Source organism: Streptomyces sp. NPDC050743, from assembly GCF_044456925.1.
Taxonomy (GTDB): domain Bacteria; phylum Actinomycetota; class Actinomycetes; order Streptomycetales; family Streptomycetaceae; genus Streptomyces.
Genome location: NZ_JBITGJ010000012.1, coordinates 51216 through 64977 on the forward strand (window position 1 = coordinate 51216; position 13762 = coordinate 64977).

The following is a 13762-nucleotide window of genomic DNA, read 5'->3' on the forward strand; positions in this document are numbered from 1 at the left end:
CACGTACGAGATCTCGCACTCTCCGCTCACCCGCGCGGGACCGGCGGAGCGGGCTCGGCCGACCCGCAGCGTCGGCACCGCCTGTCCCGACGGGCCGTACGACATTCGCGCTCGTCCGCGGCCACGACGTGCTGATCCACCTTCACCCGGTGGCGGCCGCCCGGTTGCGCGACCGGTAGCCGGCGACCTTCGCGAGATTGCCGCAGCGCTCCATGGAGCACCAGCGGCGCCGCCGGGCCTGCGAGTCGTCGAGGAACAGCAGGGAGCAGTCCGGGTTGCCGCATTCCTTGACGCGCTCCAGCAGCGGACCGCCGACCAGCAGCACCGCGTCCCGGGCCACGGTCGACAGGGCGGCACGGGCCGGATGGCGGGCCGTCCAGTGCCGGGGGCCGAGCTGGGGCGCGAGGTCGGGACGCGCGGCGACCTCGTTGACCAGCGCCACGTCGCCCTCGTCCGGATCCCGCCCGGCCATCGCCGCCCGCAGCACGCGGTACACCGCCTCACGCAGGGCGCGGGCCTCGGTCAGGTCGCGTACGGCGACCGGGACCGGGCCGTCCTCGGCAACCAGACCCGCCTCGCCGATCCAGCGGGCCAGGGCGGCGGGGTCGGGGATCCGCTCCACGGGGGTGGCGTGCCGCTTGCCGAGCGTGGCGACGAAGTCCAGGCAGGGACGGCCACCGAGGAAGGGGAAGGCGAGCGCGGGGTCCGTCGGCGTGGTCATGGGAACAGCCTACCGTGTGACACCGCTTCATGGAGTGTCTTGACACTGGTTGAACCAGTGTCGCACAGTGACACCACTTCAACCGGTGTCCGCAGTGGGCGCCGGGCTGCGAACAGGTTGGGTGTGTCATGCGTGCGGTGCGGATCGAGGAGTTCGGCGGGCCCGAGGTACTGGTGCCGGTGGAGGTGCCGGATCCGGTGCCCGGTCCCGGGCAGGTCCTGGTGCGGATCGCGGCGGCGGGCGTGAACAGGGCGGACGCGCTGCTGCGCGCCGGCGTCTACCACCGGGCGGGACGGCCCCCGCTGATCCCCGGCGCGGAGGCGGCCGGCACCGTCGCGGCGGTGGGGGAGGGGGTGAGCGGGCTACGGGTCGGACAGCCGGTGATGGCGCTCGGCGGCGGCGAGTCGCCCGGCTTCTACGCCGAGTTGGCCGCGGTGGACGCCCGTCACGTGGTCGGGCTGCCCGACGGGGTCGGCCTGACCGAGGCGGCGACCCTGCCCGTCGCCTGGCTCTCGGCCTGGTACTGCCTGCGCAGCCTGGCCCGGGTCACCGAGGGGAAGACGGTCGTCGTCAAGGCCGCGGCCAGCGGAGTCGGCACCGCGGCCGTCCAGATCGCCGCCCGGGCCGGCGCCCGGGTCATCGCCCTCGCCGGGTCGGCCGAGAAGGCCGCCTGGGCCGGGGAGTTCGGGGCCTCCGACCTCGTCGACACCTCGCGCCACGCCGACGAGGGAGAGGTCGAGGAGGTGCTGCGGCTGACCGGCGGGCGCGGCGCCGACATCGTCCTCGACACCGTGGGCGGCCAGGCCCTCGGACGGAGCCTGCGCGAGACCGCGCACGGCGGCAGGGTGGTCTCCCTCGCCAACGTGGCCCTGGAGCCGAGCACCCTCGACACCCGCGACTTCTATCCGAAGAACATCGCGATCCTCGGCTTCCAGCTCACCAACCTGCAGATCCACGGCTACGACCCCCGGCCCGACCTGCGCGAACTCGCCAAGCGCGTGGCCGCGGGCGACTACCGGGTGCCGGTGGAGACGGTGCTGCCGCTCGAGCAGGCGCGGGCCGCGCACGAGCGGCTGGAGAGCCGGGGCAACCGAGGCAAGATCGTGCTGAGCGTGGGGTGACCCGGGCCGTCAGGCGGACGGTCTCTCGGTGTCGTCACGCGTACAGCTTGTCGATGAAGGCGAACAGATTGCCCGTCGTACGGGCGATCTGCTCCTCCATCGTCAGGCTCTCCTCGAACCGGGCACCGGACTCCGGCACCTTCTTGCCCCGCACATACAGCGAGCACGCCAGGTCGGTGCACATGTACAGGCCGACCGAGTTGCCCTCGCGGCCCGCCGCCCCCGCCTTGCGCGCGGCCATCAGCGTCACCCCGCCGCCGGGATGTGTGGTCAGACACACCGAGCACATGCTGCGGTGCAGAAACCCGCGCTGCGAGGCCTGGAAGCGCAGGGCGACGCCGACGAGCCGGTCGCCCCGTTCGGTGACGAGATAGCTGCGGTCGGGCGCTCCCGGATCCCCCCAGCCGAGGAAGTCCAGGTCCCCCCACGGACGTTCGCCGAGATCCCGTGGCACCGTCAGCCGCTTGGCCTCTCCCTTGGAGCAGTTGACAAAGGAGTTGCGGATCTCCTGCTCGGTGAGCGATCTCATGGGGAGAGTCCTTCCGGATTCGTCGCCGTGTACCTGGTGGGACAGGAACCTAATGGGTCTAGGTCCATGGCTAGCCTAGGTAGCCAAGGGGAGGGTGGGCCAATGGATTTCCGGCAGGGGTTGCCACCGCGCGCCCGACGGGCGCTCGACCATGTCGCCGCCGGGGTGAGCGGCCCACCGGTCGACCCCGGCCTGCGCATCACCCTCAACTTCCACCCTGACCGTATCTCGGCCGGAATGCCGATCCTCGAGGCACTGGCCCGGGACGGCGCGTACCACTCGCAGTTCGTCACCGGCACCGGCAACGGCGGCCTCACCGCGCACCCGGGAGGCGACCGGACACGCTGGGAGAGCCGGATCTTCGGCGGCGTGTACGACGACGCGGCGCCGGTCGAGCGTCCGCTGTACGGTGCCCTGAACTTCCGCCACCAGGTCGTCGGCGCCGCCCCGCGCTTCGGCTCCTCGCACCTCAGGCTCGCCGGAGCGGTCCTGCGCCGGGCCACCTTCTGCTACCCGGACAGCGCGGCCGAGCCCACCGACTTCGGCATGGCCACGGCGATGCCGCTGATCGCGCTCGCGGACGCGGACGCGGACGAGCAGGATCCCCTCAACGACTACATCGAGAGCCACGTGCACGCCGGGGTGCTGCTCGCCCGGGACGTGGAGGCGATCGTGCTCGACGCGAGCTACCGCGGCACCCCGGTCGAGACGGCGGCCCGGCGCCTGCCCTTCCCTCTGGAGTGGCACCCCGGCTACCGGCTCACCGTCACCGCGCTGCGCCGCCACGCCGACTACCGGGGTCCGGAGTACGCCGACCTCGGCACCCTGATCGCCGAGCGCGGCCTGCTGACCCCGCGCGTCATCGGCGACGCGGCCCGCACCGGTCGGTACGACCTGCAGGACCTGAAGATGGTCTGGCACACACTGGCCCGCTTCGGCGCCCCGGCGGGCGCGGGCACGGCGTACCGGCCCGCGGCCACGTCCCGCGGCACCGACCGCGACACGGCGACCTCTCCCGGCCCGGGGCCATCGGCTGCGGCCTCTTCCGGCGCGGCGTAGACGGCCCTGCACGCCGTGGCGCCGACCGCGTCGCGGCCCGTGCCGCGGGCGCCGAACTCCCGCCCGCGCTCTTGTACTTCGCCTGCGGCGCCCCCCGACGGTCCCGCACCGCGTCGCCGCAAAGGCCGACGAGGTCTGGGAACCGCGGGACTCCGATGCGAGGGTTGGGGGGTGGGCGGACAGGCGGGTGGCGAAAGGGCGTTACGTGGAGGACGTATGCGGCGGGCTGAACCCGGGCGCGGGTCGGGACCGCGTTCCGAAGGGACGAACTGCGCGAGCCACTTAGCTCAGATAATGAACTAAGGGTTGGGAGAATCTCGCGTTCCGCCCGGTCGAAGGGGTATGTTGCAGGTCGGGCAGGGTTCGTGAAGGGAGCGGCATGGCGGGGCGTAATGGGCGCACGGTGCGCGACCTCAGGCGGGGCAACCGTACGGCGGTGCTGCAGAAGCTGTACTTCGACGGCCCCCTCAGCCGCTTCGAACTGGGCCCGGCCACCGGCCTGAGCTCCGGCTCGGTCAGCAACGTGGTCGCCGACCTGATCGCGGACGGTCTGGTCGAGGAGGCCGGCAGCGTCGACTCCGACGGCGGCCGGCCCCGCACCCTCTTGCGCGTCGCCCCGGACAGCGGACAGATGATCGGCGTCGACGTCGGCGAGACCCGCGTCCGCGTAGAGCTGTTCGACCTGGCCCTCACCGAACTGGCACGCACCGAACGCCGGCTGGCCCCGCAGGGCTACGACGCCGAGGTGATCGCCGGTCACATCCGCGACGGCATCGCCGAGGTCCTGGGCGCCGACCAGGCCGTGCCCGAGCGGCTGCTCGGCGTCGGAGTCGGCGTCCCCGGCATCGTCGAGCACACCCCGGAGCAGGGCGCCGTCGTCCACGGGCAGACCATCGGATGGGACGCCGTCCCGCTGGAGCGGCTGCTGCGCTCGGCCTCCCGGCTCCCGGACGAGATCCCGTACTTCATAGACAACGGCGCCAAGACGCTGGGCCAGGCCGAGATGTGGTTCGGCGCGGGACGCGGCGCCCGAAACGCCGTGGTCGTGCTCTTCGGCTCCGGCGTCGGCGCCTGCGTGGTCACACCCGAGGTGGAGCACGGGCGGGCGGTGGAGTGGGGGCACCTGACCGTACGGGTGCGCGGACGCCGCTGCCGCTGTGGTGCGCCCGGCTGCCTGGAGGCGTACGCGGGCGCCGAGTCGCTGCTGGCCCGCTGGCGGGAGGAGGGCGGACGGCCGCCCGAGGGAACCGACGAGGAGACCGCGCTCACCGCCATGCTCGCCGCCGCGTATCCGGCGGACGGCGCCGAGCCCGACGCGGTCGCGCTGGCCGTCCTGGAGGAGACCGCCGAGTACCTCGGGGCCGGCCTGTCCGACCTGATCAACCTCTTCCAGCCCGAGCGGATCCTCATCGGCGGCTGGGCCGGTCTCCAGCTGGGCGCCCGGTTCCTTCCGGCGGTACGGCGGCACGCGACGACGTACGCGCTGCGCCATCCGGCCGACAAGGTCACCATCGACCTCGGCCGGCTGGGCTCGGACGCGGTCACCGTCGGCGCGGCGATCCTGCCGCTGGCCGACTTCTTCACCAGCGGCGGCCGCCGCCCGGAACCGGTCACCGAGGACCGCCTGCCGGCGTGGCGCACCGCGCTGCGGCAGCGGGCCCCGCGCTGAACCACCGTTGCCGGGAACTTGGGGTGGGGGAGCGACCGGCCGCAACGGCGCCGCAGAGGACCCACCGCCTCCCCCCGGCGCGGCGCTGCCCGCCGCTCAGGCCGGCGGTTCGTCCGCGTCGGGTGCGTCCTCCGCCGGGGTCGCTTCGGCCTCGCGCGGCTTTTCCGGCGGGACCTCCCACGGGTCCTCGCCGGCGCCCGCCTGCTGGTCGGGCATGTCCCTCGGGACCGGTCCCTCGTCGCGGTCCGGCTCCGGCTCTCGTTGTGCGGCCATGGCGTTCTCCCCTCGGCCCTCGGCCCGGGCGCGGCAGCGGGTCAGCCGACCTTGCGCCCGCGCATCGGCTCCGTGTCCATCCCCGCCCCCTTCTGCAGGCCGTCGAGGAACTCCCGCACCACCTCGGTCGCCGTGCGCCGCGGCTGCCAGCCCAGCTCGGTGCGCGCCCGGCCGCAGTCCATCAGCGGCAGCCGCAGCACGGCGTCGAACAGGTGCGGTGAGGCCGGCAGCAGATGCAGTCCCCAGGCCGCGGCGATCGCCGACCGGGCCGCCGTGCGCGGCAGCCGTACCGGGCGGCTGCCCAGCAGTTCGCCGAGCACGGCGGCGTCCAGCGGCGGGTCCGCGGCGAGGTTGAAGGCGCCCCGCGCGCCGTCCGGGTGCACGGCGAGCCGGTAGGCCTCGGCGGCGTCGTCCGTGTGCAGCGCCTGCACCCTGAGGCCTGGGATGTCCGGCAGGAACGGCAGCAGCTCCGGCCGGGCCAGCGGACCGGGCAGGAAGCGCCCGCCGAAGATCCGCCGCTGCTCGCTCGCCGACTGCCACTTGAACAGGAACGCCGGGCGCATGCGCACCACCCGCACCTCGGGGTGGTCCCGTTCGAATACGTCCAGCGTGCGCTCCAGATAGGCCTTCTCGCGGCAGTAGGCGGCGTCCGGCCAGCCGTGCGTCGGCCAGGACTCGTCCACCGCGCGGTCCTTCGGGCCGGGCGAGTACGCGCCCACGGACGAGGCGTGCACCAGCACCGGCACCCGCGCCGCGGCGACCGCCTCGAACACCCGGATGCCGCCGAGCACATTGGTCCGCCAGGTGACCGCCGGATCGTGCGTCGGCTGGAACGCCCAGGCCAAATGGACCACCGCGTCGGCGCCCTCGAAGCGCTCGGCGAGGTTCGCCTCTTCGGAGCCGATGTCGACCGCGGACCACTCGGTCTTCGGCGGCGACCACTGCGGCGTGCGCCGGGCCAGTCCCCGCACCGACTTGATCTCCGGGTCCTCCGAGAGCAACCGCACCACACTCGTGCCGACATTGCCGGTGGCGCCGGTGACGACGACCCTGATGCCCGCTGCGCTGCTCACCTTCGGCTCCTCTCGGCCCAGGCTCCGGGGACCGGCCGGGTACCCGGGCACGGGCGCGCGCACACCCGGCCATGACCTGACAGGTAATCGACCGCCGCCCGTGTTCGGCGGGAGCATCGGGGACGTCAGCGCGACCGAGCGGCGTCGCACCTGGTCCGCACCGCCCGAGGAGGCACCGCATGCCGTACTACGAGAGCCCGGTCGACGGCACCCGGCTGCACTACGTCGACCACGGCCCGGCCACCGGCCCCGTGGCCGTGTTCCTGGCGAGCGCCTACATCGGGCACGAGATGTGGGAGTACCAGATGCTGCCGCTCGCCGAGGCCGGGTTCCGCTGCGTGGCGCTGGACCGGCGGGGCCACGGACGCTCCGACGACGCCTGGAACGGCTACGACCTCGACAGCCTCGCCGACGACGTACACGGCCTGCTCGACCACCTGGATCTGCGCGAGGTCACCCTGATCGGGCACTCCGTCGGCGCCGGGGAGGCGGTGCGCTGTCTGACCCGCCACGGCAGCGCCCGCGTCGTGCGGCTCGCTCTCGTCGCCGCGATCTGCCCGGGTGTCGTCCGCTCACCGGGCACCCCGGACGGCGTCGACCCGGCGGTGGTACGGGCCGACCTCGAGGTGTTCCGGCGCGACAGGGCGGCCTGGTTCGCCGCCGGCGTCGACAGCTTCTTCGCCGTGCACCTGCCCGGAAACGAGGTGTCTGTGCAGTACGTCCGCTATGTGACCGACCGCTGCATGACCACCGGCTGGCGCGCGGCGACGGGCATCCGGGCCGTCATCGCCGCTCTCGACGTCGCCGCCGAGCTCGCGTCGCTGGGCGTGCCGGTGCTGGTCGTGCACGGCACCGACGACACCTCGGCGCCCCTGGCCCGCACCGGTGAGCGCGCGGCCGAGCTCGTGCCGGACGGCACGGTGAAGGTGTACGAGCGCGGCGGCCACGGCCTGTTCGTGACCCACGCCCGGCAGCTCACGGCGGATCTGCGGGAGTTCATCGAGGCGGGCCGGGCTGTGGCGGCCGGGTGAGGACACCGGCATGCGAGAGCCCCGGCCGTGACGGGGGATTCACGACCGGGGCGGTCTGGTGGCGAGTACGGATGGCGGTCGCCTCTCGGCGAAAGGCTCCACAGGGCTTCAGCCGAACGATCGTCCCTGTGGGCAGAAGGTGAGGCCCGGGGACACTGTCCCATCCGTACCCACGGCTGGTTCAACGGACAGCCACCCCGGGGTGTTCCGGCCACTCATGTGACCTGCACCACTCCCATGATGCTCAGGTCAGCGGGCTCCCGTCCAGCCGTTCGAGCAGGTCGGCGGGGTCCGCGTAGACCGCCTCCGCCCCGGCCTCCTCCAGATCGGCCCGGGGGATCCCGCCGCACAGCAGACCCACACAGCGCACCCCGGCCTTGCCGCCCGCCCGCATGTCCCAGACGGTGTCCCCGACGAACACCGCCCGCGAGGCCGGAACCCCGGCCAGCTCCAGGGCGTGCTCCACGGGCTCCGGGGCGGGCTTGCCCTGCTGTACGTCGTCCGCGCTCGCCGTGTCCGTGATCGCGTCGTCGGCGTCGATGGCCCGGCGCAGCGCGCCCAGCTCGGCGCCGCTCGCCGAGGTGGCGAGGACGACCGTCCAGCCGTCCCGGTGCAGCCGGCGCAGCAGCTCCCCGGCCTTCGGCAGGGCGGGCAGCCGGTCGAAGTACTGGCCGTACAGCGTCTTGTGCGCGGTGCTCAGCTCCCCGTCCCGGTCCTTGTCGCGGCCATCGCCCAGCAGGTGGGGGATCAGATCCGCGGAGCCGAGGCCGACGGCCCGGTGCACCGCGTGCATGGGCACGTCGTGTCCGGCCTGCCGGAACGCCTCCCACCAGGTGACGACGTGCAGGTGGTTGGTGTCGACGAGGGTCCCGTCGACGTCGAAGACGGCGGCGCGCTCCATCCGGGTCCTCTCCTGGCTCTCGCTGTTCCTGCTGCGTGCCGGGTACCACACCGGCCAGGTCAGGAACCCGCCGCGCGGGCCGGAACCCGGCCCTCCCGGGTCCAGGCCAGCAGCTCGTCGGCGGACCAGGTGGTCACCACCCGCCCGGCGGGCACCCCGCACTCCTCGGCGCGGGCGCAGCCGAGGATCTGCCAGTCGAGCTGGCCGGGCGCGTGCGCATCGGTGTCGACGGAGAACAGCACCCCCGCGTCCACGGCCCGGCGCAGCAGCCGGCGGGGCGGGTCGAGCCGCTCGGGCCGGCTGTTGATCTCCACGGCCGTACCCGACTCGGCGCAGGCGGCGAACACCGCGTCCGCGTCGAACTCCGACTCCGGCCGCCCCCGTCCCGTCACCAGCCGCCCCGTGCAGTGCCCGAGCACATCGGCGTGCGGATTTTGTACGGCGGCCACCATCCGGCGGGTCATCGAGCGGGCGTCCATCCGCAGCTTGGAGTGCACGGACACCACGACCACGTCCAGTCGCTCCAGCAGTTCGGGTTCCTGGTCCAGCGAGCCGTCCTCGAGGATGTCGCACTCGATGCCGGTGAGCAGCCGGAACGGCGCCCATCGCGTGTTCAGCTCCGCCACCACCTCCAGCTGCTCGCGCAACCGGTCCGGCGACAGGCCGCGGGCCACGGTCAGCCGGGGGGAGTGGTCGGTCAGAGCGGTCCACTCGTGCCCGAGCTCGGCCGCCGCCCGGCCCATCTCCTCGATCGGACTGCCCCCGTCGGACCAGTCCGAATGGGTGTGACAGTCCCCGCGGACGAGCGCCCGCAGTTCGGCCCCGGCGCCCTCCGCCCCGACCGACACCCCGGCCTCCTCCTCCAGTTTCCGCAAGTAACCGGGCACCTCCCCGGCCAATGCCTCCCGCACCACCTGCGCGGTCTTGGGCCCGACGCCTTTCAGCGCCTCCAGGGTGCCGTTCGCGGCCCGCAAGGCAACCTCGTCCGCGGGCAGGGCGGCCAGCGTCCGCGAGGCGGTACGAAAGGCCTTGACCCGGTAGGTGGGAGCCAAGGCCCGCTCCAGCAGAAACGCGATCCGGTCGAGAGCGGCCACGGGATCCATGCACCCAAGGTTCCCCCAGGCGCCCTGAAGGGGCGCGCGGAACCGCCCGGCGAGCCACGACGACCCCGCGGACCTCCGTGCACCCGGCGCGCGAAACCGTTTGCCCACCCCGCCCCCGGGTACTGCGGTGACCGCGTCCGGTGACACACCGCGAAGGAGGCCTGCCATGCCCGCACCAGCGGTGCAGCGAACGGCGCTGATCACAGGAGCGGACTCCGGAATCGGCCGAGCCACCGCCGTACGCCTGGCCGAGGCGGGCCTGGACATCGGCATCACCTGGCACACCGACGACAAGGGCGCCGCCGAGACCGCGGAGGAGGTCCGCGGCACAGGCCGCCGCGCCGCCGTCGCCCGGCTGGACCTCACCCGGCTGCCCGAGGCCGCCGACACGGTCGACGAGCTGTGCGCCGAGCTGGGCCGCCTCGACGTCCTGGTCAACAACGCCGGTACGGGCGTCATGACGCCCTTCCTCGACCTGACCCTCGCGGACGTACGCCGGGTCCTGGACGTCGACCTCGTCGGCCCGTTCCTGTGCGGGCAGCACGCGGCCCGGCACATGATCCGGCAGGGCGACGGCGGCCGGATCGTCAACGTCACCTCCGTCCACGAACACCAGCCCCGGGTCGGCGCGGCGCCCTACTGCGCGGCGAAGGGCGGTCTCGGTCTGCTCACGCAGGTCATGGCCCTGGAGCTGGCCGAGTACGGCATCACCGTGAACGCGGTCGCGCCGGGCGAGATCGCCACGCCGATGACCGGCCAGGAGGACACCGACGTGCACACCGAGCGGCGGCCCGGCGTGCCGCTCGGGCGGCCCGGCGACGCCCGTGAGGTCGCCGCCGTCATCGCCTTCCTGGCGAGCCCGGACGCCTCGTACGTCACCGGCGCCTCCTGGAGCGTCGACGGCGGCATGCTCCGGATGGGCCCGCAGGCCGGCTCCCACCTGACCGGCGACGACTGGCGCCGGCCCTGAGAACATGCGCCTGCGGACCAGTTCCTGCGACGGGCCCGGCTACCGGCGCATCCGCTGCGGCCGGGGTTTCCGCTATGCCGACACCGCAGGCCGGCCCCTCACCGATCCCGCGGAGCTCGCCCGGATCCGGGCCCTGACCGTCCCGCCCGCCTGGCGTGACGTGTGGATCTGTCCCTTGGCCCAGCGGCCATCTGCAGGCCGTCGGCATCGATGACGCCGGGCGGCGCCAGTACCTGTACCACGAGCAGTTCCGGGCCGAACAGGACAAGACCAAGCACGAGCACGTACGGCAGGTCGCGCCGACCCTATCGGCAGCCGGCGCACCCGCTTCAGCGAGACGTACGGCCGGACGACCATGCTCCGTGAGCACGTCAGCTGCGGCCGGGGCGAGATCACCTTCAGCTATCCGGCCAAGGGCGGGGTGGAGGCGGTCCGCGCCTTCGTCGACGCCCAGGTCCGCACCGTCGCGCGGGCGCTGCTGCGGCGCCCTGACGGCGGCGACCGGTTCCTCGCCTACTGCGCGCGCGGTCTCTGGCACGACCTGCACAGCGACGACCTCAACGAGGCGCTGCGCAGGCTGTCCGGCACCGATGTCACCGCCAAGGACTTCCGCACCTGGCACGCCACCGTGCTCGCCGCCGTGGCGGTGGCCGTGACCGCCGAGAGCGGCCGGGTGAGCCGTACCGCCCGGCGCCGGCAGGTCACCCGTGCCGTCCGGGAGGTCAGCCACTCCCTGGGAGACACCCCGGCGGTGTGCCGGTCCTCCTCCATCGACCCGACCGTCTTCGAACTGTTCGAGGACGGTGTGACCATCGCCCCCGTGCTCACCCGGCTGGGGGAACACGGGGACTTCGGGCGCCCGGCCACGCAGGGCGCGGTGGAGGCGGCCGTTCTCGATCTTCTGGACGGCTTCGGCGGATGACTCGTCGGCGCGCGAAGCGTTCTACGCTCTATTGCATGACCGAACAAGGAGCTCCCCACATCTCCCATCCCCGGATCATGGTGCTCGGAGTGTGCCCGGGCAAGCCTGGCGAGCGGCCCTTCCGGATCATGGAGATCGACGGTCAGGTGATCGGCGAGGCCAGGACCGTGACCGACGTACTGGAGGCCGCCGCCTCGTACGGCGTCACCATCCACGACCTGGACGACCCGGACGTGGTCCGCTGGGTCGGCGGGGACAAGTACACCTGGACGCTGCACTGAGCACGGTGCGGCTCAGCCGACCGTCCACTTCTGGTTGGCGCCGCCCGTGCACGTCCAGATCTGCAGGCGGGTGCCGTTGGCCGAGTTGTTCCCGGTCACGTCGAGGCACTTGTTCGCCTGCGGGTTGACGATGTCGTGCGCCCCGGTGACGGTCCACTTCTGGTTCGGGCCGCCGGTGCAGTCCCACAGCTGGACGGTCGAGCCGTCCGCGGTGCCGTTGTCGGTGACGTCCAGGCACTTGCCGAGCGCCCGGATCGTGCCGTCCGAGCCGACCGTCCACTGCTGCGCGGCCGTGCCGTTGCAGTCGTAGAGCTGCACGGGTGTGCCGTTCGCGGGGTTCGCGCCGGCCACGTCCACGCACTTGCCGGCCAGGCCGCGTATCGGCACCCCGCTCGCGCTGTCGCTCGTCGTCACCGACACCGAGTCCACGACCAGCTGTTGCGGGAACTGGGTGCTTGAGTCCGGGTCGCCGGGCCAGTAGCCGCCGACGGCCAGGTTCAGGATCAGGAAGAACGGCTTGTTGTCGAACACCCAGGTCTTCCCGCCCAGGTCGGCGGGGGTGCGGCGCTCGTAGACGTTGCCGTCCACGGACCAGGTGATCGAGCCGGGCGCCCAGTCGACGGCGAAGGTGTGGAAGGCGTCCGCGAAGGCCTGTCCGTTCGGCAGGGTGTAGGCCGCGCCGATGCCGCCGGAGCCGGAGTAGCCGGGGCCGTGGATGGTGCCGTGCACGGTCGAGGGTTCGAAGCCGACGTTCTCCATCACGTCGATCTCGCCCGAGTCGGGCCAGTTCACGGGCGTGCCGAGCATCCAGAACGCCGGCCACATGCCCTGCCCGCGCGGGATCTTCATCCGCGCCTCGACGTGCCCGTACTGGGCGTTGAACTTCCCGGCCGTGTTCAGCCGGGCCGAGGTGTACTGGCAGCTGCCGTACCAGCACTGGTAGCCGGCCGGGTTCTCCTTGCGGGCCGTGATCACCAGGTGGCCCTGGCCGTCGAGGGCCGCGTTGTGCGTGCCGGACGTGTAGTACTGCCGCTCGTGGTTGTTGACGTTGTCGCCGGTCTCCAGCGTCCACTTCGAGGAGTCGACCGCGGAGCCGGCCGGCCCGTCGAAATTGTCGGAGAAGGTGCTGACGGTCGCCGCCGCCGGCGCGGCGGCCTGGGCCCGCGCCGGACCGACGGCGGCGGAACCGACGAGCGCCGCGGACAGGGCGGCGAGAAGACATCTGCGGAGCATGCGTGAGGAGCCCATGGCTCTCCGTTCTGCGTGGGGGGTGAGACGCCTCTTGATTTAAGGAGTGAGAAAAGAGGTCGTCAATACCTTGGTGCAGACCTGTACTTGACGACTCGTCAGGCGATCACTCGGTCCTCGGTTCGCGCACGCGCCGGTGCACCGCCCGCCCGAGCCGACGGCCCAGCAGCAGCCGGCCGAGCAGCGCCCCGGCGGTGTTGAGCAGGACGTCGTCGATGTCGAAGGCCCGCCCGGTGACCAGCGCGCCCTGCGCCAGCTCCACCGTCAGCATCACCAGCGCCGTGAACGCCAGCACCCGCAGCGTCCCTCGGGCACGCGGGGCGAGGACCGGCACCAGCACCCCGAACGGGGCGCCGAGGAGCAGGTTCCCGCCGATCTGCCGCACCGCGTCCACCGTCCGCGCCTGCTCCAGGTAGGCCCGCAGAGAGCGGCCGGGGCGCAGATTGCTGTGCGTCAGATGCGCCGAGGCGGGCGACGGCTCCAGTGTGATCCGGGCGAGGACGACGGCGAACACCACCATGAACGCGAAGGCGACCACCATCGCCGAGAGCCGCAGGACGAGGGGCAGCGCGTGCCGCGCGGCGGGCCGGCGGGACTTGGCGGCCCGCGCCCGCTTCCCGGGTGCGGTCAGCAGCGCGGTCAGTCGCGGGAGGGTACGGGCCATGGGGTCCTCCACTCGTGAACTGCCCTGAGTCTTAGGCCGGTTACCCGGCAACCGGCCCGGGATGCCGTCGCCCGGGCGGCTTGGGGGGCGCGACGGGTTTCCGTTCACGCTCCCGGGGCACTCCGGTTGCGGGCCCGCGTGCCGCCGCCCCTCCACGGGCCCGGCGGTGCTTGGATGCCCCGAGCGGCACACCGGAC

The 13762-nt window shown here is 73.2% G+C and carries 14 protein-coding genes and 1 pseudogene; 7 read left to right on the forward strand and 8 right to left on the reverse strand.

The window, feature by feature from the left end; all coding sequences use genetic code 11:
- Positions 1–142: 142 nt before the first annotated feature.
- A complete protein-coding gene (locus ACIBJF_RS15150) occupies positions 143–721 on the reverse strand; it encodes a CGNR zinc finger domain-containing protein (RefSeq protein WP_399174154.1) in 579 nt (192 codons plus the stop codon).
- 128 nt (positions 722–849) lie between these two features.
- On the opposite strand from ACIBJF_RS15150, the gene ACIBJF_RS15155 reads away from it, so the two are divergent.
- Positions 850–1842: a zinc-binding alcohol dehydrogenase family protein gene (locus tag ACIBJF_RS15155; RefSeq protein WP_399174155.1), complete on the forward strand. Its 993-nt coding sequence runs from the start codon at positions 850–852 to the stop codon at positions 1840–1842.
- A 34-nt stretch (positions 1843–1876) separates the two neighbouring features.
- Here the strand turns inward: ACIBJF_RS15155 and ACIBJF_RS15160 are convergent, their stop codons facing one another.
- Complete coding sequence (locus ACIBJF_RS15160; protein ID WP_399174156.1) at positions 1877–2371, reverse strand: FBP domain-containing protein; 495 nt, start codon at positions 2369–2371, stop codon at positions 1877–1879.
- A gap of 102 nt (positions 2372–2473) precedes the next feature.
- Between ACIBJF_RS15160 and ACIBJF_RS15165 the strand changes: the two genes are divergently transcribed.
- Both ACIBJF_RS15165 and ACIBJF_RS15170 read left to right on the forward strand, forming a co-directional pair.
- On the forward strand, positions 2474–3430 hold the full coding sequence (locus tag ACIBJF_RS15165; RefSeq protein ID WP_399174157.1) for a DUF3626 domain-containing protein: 957 nt from the start codon (positions 2474–2476) through the stop codon (positions 3428–3430).
- Between the two features lie 379 nt (positions 3431–3809).
- Positions 3810–5099 (forward strand): ROK family protein, encoded by a 1290-nt coding sequence (locus ACIBJF_RS15170; protein ID WP_399174158.1) that lies wholly within the window; start codon positions 3810–3812, stop codon positions 5097–5099.
- A 96-nt stretch (positions 5100–5195) separates the two neighbouring features.
- Here ACIBJF_RS15170 and ACIBJF_RS15175 read toward each other — a convergent pair whose 3' ends face one another.
- Both ACIBJF_RS15175 and ACIBJF_RS15180 read right to left on the reverse strand, forming a co-directional pair.
- Positions 5196–5372, reverse strand: a complete 177-nt coding sequence (locus tag ACIBJF_RS15175; protein ID WP_399174159.1) for a hypothetical protein — start codon at positions 5370–5372, stop codon at positions 5196–5198.
- A gap of 41 nt (positions 5373–5413) precedes the next feature.
- The gene (locus tag ACIBJF_RS15180; protein WP_399174160.1) at positions 5414–6445 is read right to left on the reverse strand and encodes an SDR family oxidoreductase; all 1032 of its coding nucleotides are present in this window, start codon (positions 6443–6445) and stop codon (positions 5414–5416) included.
- A gap of 179 nt (positions 6446–6624) precedes the next feature.
- Here ACIBJF_RS15180 and ACIBJF_RS15185 point away from each other — a divergent pair, with 179 nt between their 5' ends.
- A complete protein-coding gene (locus tag ACIBJF_RS15185) occupies positions 6625–7476 on the forward strand; it encodes an alpha/beta fold hydrolase (protein ID WP_399174161.1) in 852 nt (283 codons plus the stop codon).
- A 244-nt stretch (positions 7477–7720) separates the two neighbouring features.
- Here the strand turns inward: ACIBJF_RS15185 and ACIBJF_RS15190 are convergent, their stop codons facing one another.
- Both ACIBJF_RS15190 and ACIBJF_RS15195 read right to left on the reverse strand, forming a co-directional pair.
- The gene (locus ACIBJF_RS15190; RefSeq protein ID WP_399174162.1) at positions 7721–8377 is read right to left on the reverse strand and encodes an HAD family hydrolase; all 657 of its coding nucleotides are present in this window, start codon (positions 8375–8377) and stop codon (positions 7721–7723) included.
- Between the two features lie 59 nt (positions 8378–8436).
- On the reverse strand, positions 8437–9480 hold the full coding sequence (locus ACIBJF_RS15195) for a PHP domain-containing protein (protein ID WP_399174163.1): 1044 nt from the start codon (positions 9478–9480) through the stop codon (positions 8437–8439).
- Between the two features lie 166 nt (positions 9481–9646).
- Here ACIBJF_RS15195 and ACIBJF_RS15200 point away from each other — a divergent pair, with 166 nt between their 5' ends.
- From ACIBJF_RS15200 to ACIBJF_RS15210, 3 genes and pseudogenes are all read left to right on the forward strand, one after another.
- Positions 9647–10450: an SDR family oxidoreductase gene (locus ACIBJF_RS15200; RefSeq protein ID WP_399174164.1), complete on the forward strand. Its 804-nt coding sequence runs from the start codon at positions 9647–9649 to the stop codon at positions 10448–10450.
- A 4-nt stretch (positions 10451–10454) separates the two neighbouring features.
- Positions 10455–11372 (forward strand): annotated as a pseudogene (locus tag ACIBJF_RS15205) (DNA topoisomerase IB).
- 35 nt (positions 11373–11407) lie between these two features.
- Entirely contained in the window at positions 11408–11653 is a 246-nt protein-coding gene (locus ACIBJF_RS15210; RefSeq protein WP_399174165.1) for a hypothetical protein, read from the forward strand.
- 12 nt (positions 11654–11665) lie between these two features.
- On the opposite strand, the gene ACIBJF_RS15215 is transcribed toward ACIBJF_RS15210, so the two are convergent.
- Positions 11666–12901 carry a lectin gene (locus ACIBJF_RS15215; protein ID WP_399174166.1) on the reverse strand — a complete coding sequence of 412 codons (1236 nt, stop codon included), beginning with the start codon at positions 12899–12901 and terminating at the stop codon, positions 11666–11668.
- A 106-nt stretch (positions 12902–13007) separates the two neighbouring features.
- Positions 13008–13565, reverse strand: coding sequence for a VanZ family protein (locus tag ACIBJF_RS15220; protein WP_399174167.1), 558 nt, complete (start codon positions 13563–13565; stop codon positions 13008–13010).
- Positions 13566–13762 lie beyond the last annotated feature (197 nt).

Excerpts from the sequence above, each read along its gene's own strand:
- ACIBJF_RS15210 (WP_399174165.1), top strand. The coding sequence starts at position 11,408 with ATGACCGAACAAGGAGCTCCCCACATCTCCCATCCCCGGATCATGGTG.
- ACIBJF_RS15150 (WP_399174154.1), bottom strand. The coding sequence starts at position 721 with ATGACCACGCCGACGGACCCCGCGCTCGCCTTCCCCTTCCTCGGTGGC.
- ACIBJF_RS15185 (WP_399174161.1), top strand. The coding sequence starts at position 6,625 with ATGCCGTACTACGAGAGCCCGGTCGACGGCACCCGGCTGCACTACGTC.
- ACIBJF_RS15200 (WP_399174164.1), top strand. The coding sequence starts at position 9,647 with ATGCCCGCACCAGCGGTGCAGCGAACGGCGCTGATCACAGGAGCGGAC.
- ACIBJF_RS15220 (WP_399174167.1), bottom strand. The coding sequence starts at position 13,565 with ATGGCCCGTACCCTCCCGCGACTGACCGCGCTGCTGACCGCACCCGGG.
- ACIBJF_RS15195 (WP_399174163.1), bottom strand. The coding sequence starts at position 9,480 with ATGGATCCCGTGGCCGCTCTCGACCGGATCGCGTTTCTGCTGGAGCGG.
- ACIBJF_RS15165 (WP_399174157.1), top strand. The coding sequence starts at position 2,474 with ATGGATTTCCGGCAGGGGTTGCCACCGCGCGCCCGACGGGCGCTCGAC.
- ACIBJF_RS15190 (WP_399174162.1), bottom strand. The coding sequence starts at position 8,377 with ATGGAGCGCGCCGCCGTCTTCGACGTCGACGGGACCCTCGTCGACACC.
- ACIBJF_RS15160 (WP_399174156.1), bottom strand. The coding sequence starts at position 2,371 with ATGAGATCGCTCACCGAGCAGGAGATCCGCAACTCCTTTGTCAACTGC.
- ACIBJF_RS15155 (WP_399174155.1), top strand. The coding sequence starts at position 850 with ATGCGTGCGGTGCGGATCGAGGAGTTCGGCGGGCCCGAGGTACTGGTG.
- ACIBJF_RS15170 (WP_399174158.1), top strand. The coding sequence starts at position 3,810 with ATGGCGGGGCGTAATGGGCGCACGGTGCGCGACCTCAGGCGGGGCAAC.
- ACIBJF_RS15215 (WP_399174166.1), bottom strand. The coding sequence starts at position 12,901 with ATGGGCTCCTCACGCATGCTCCGCAGATGTCTTCTCGCCGCCCTGTCC.
- ACIBJF_RS15175 (WP_399174159.1), bottom strand. The coding sequence starts at position 5,372 with ATGGCCGCACAACGAGAGCCGGAGCCGGACCGCGACGAGGGACCGGTC.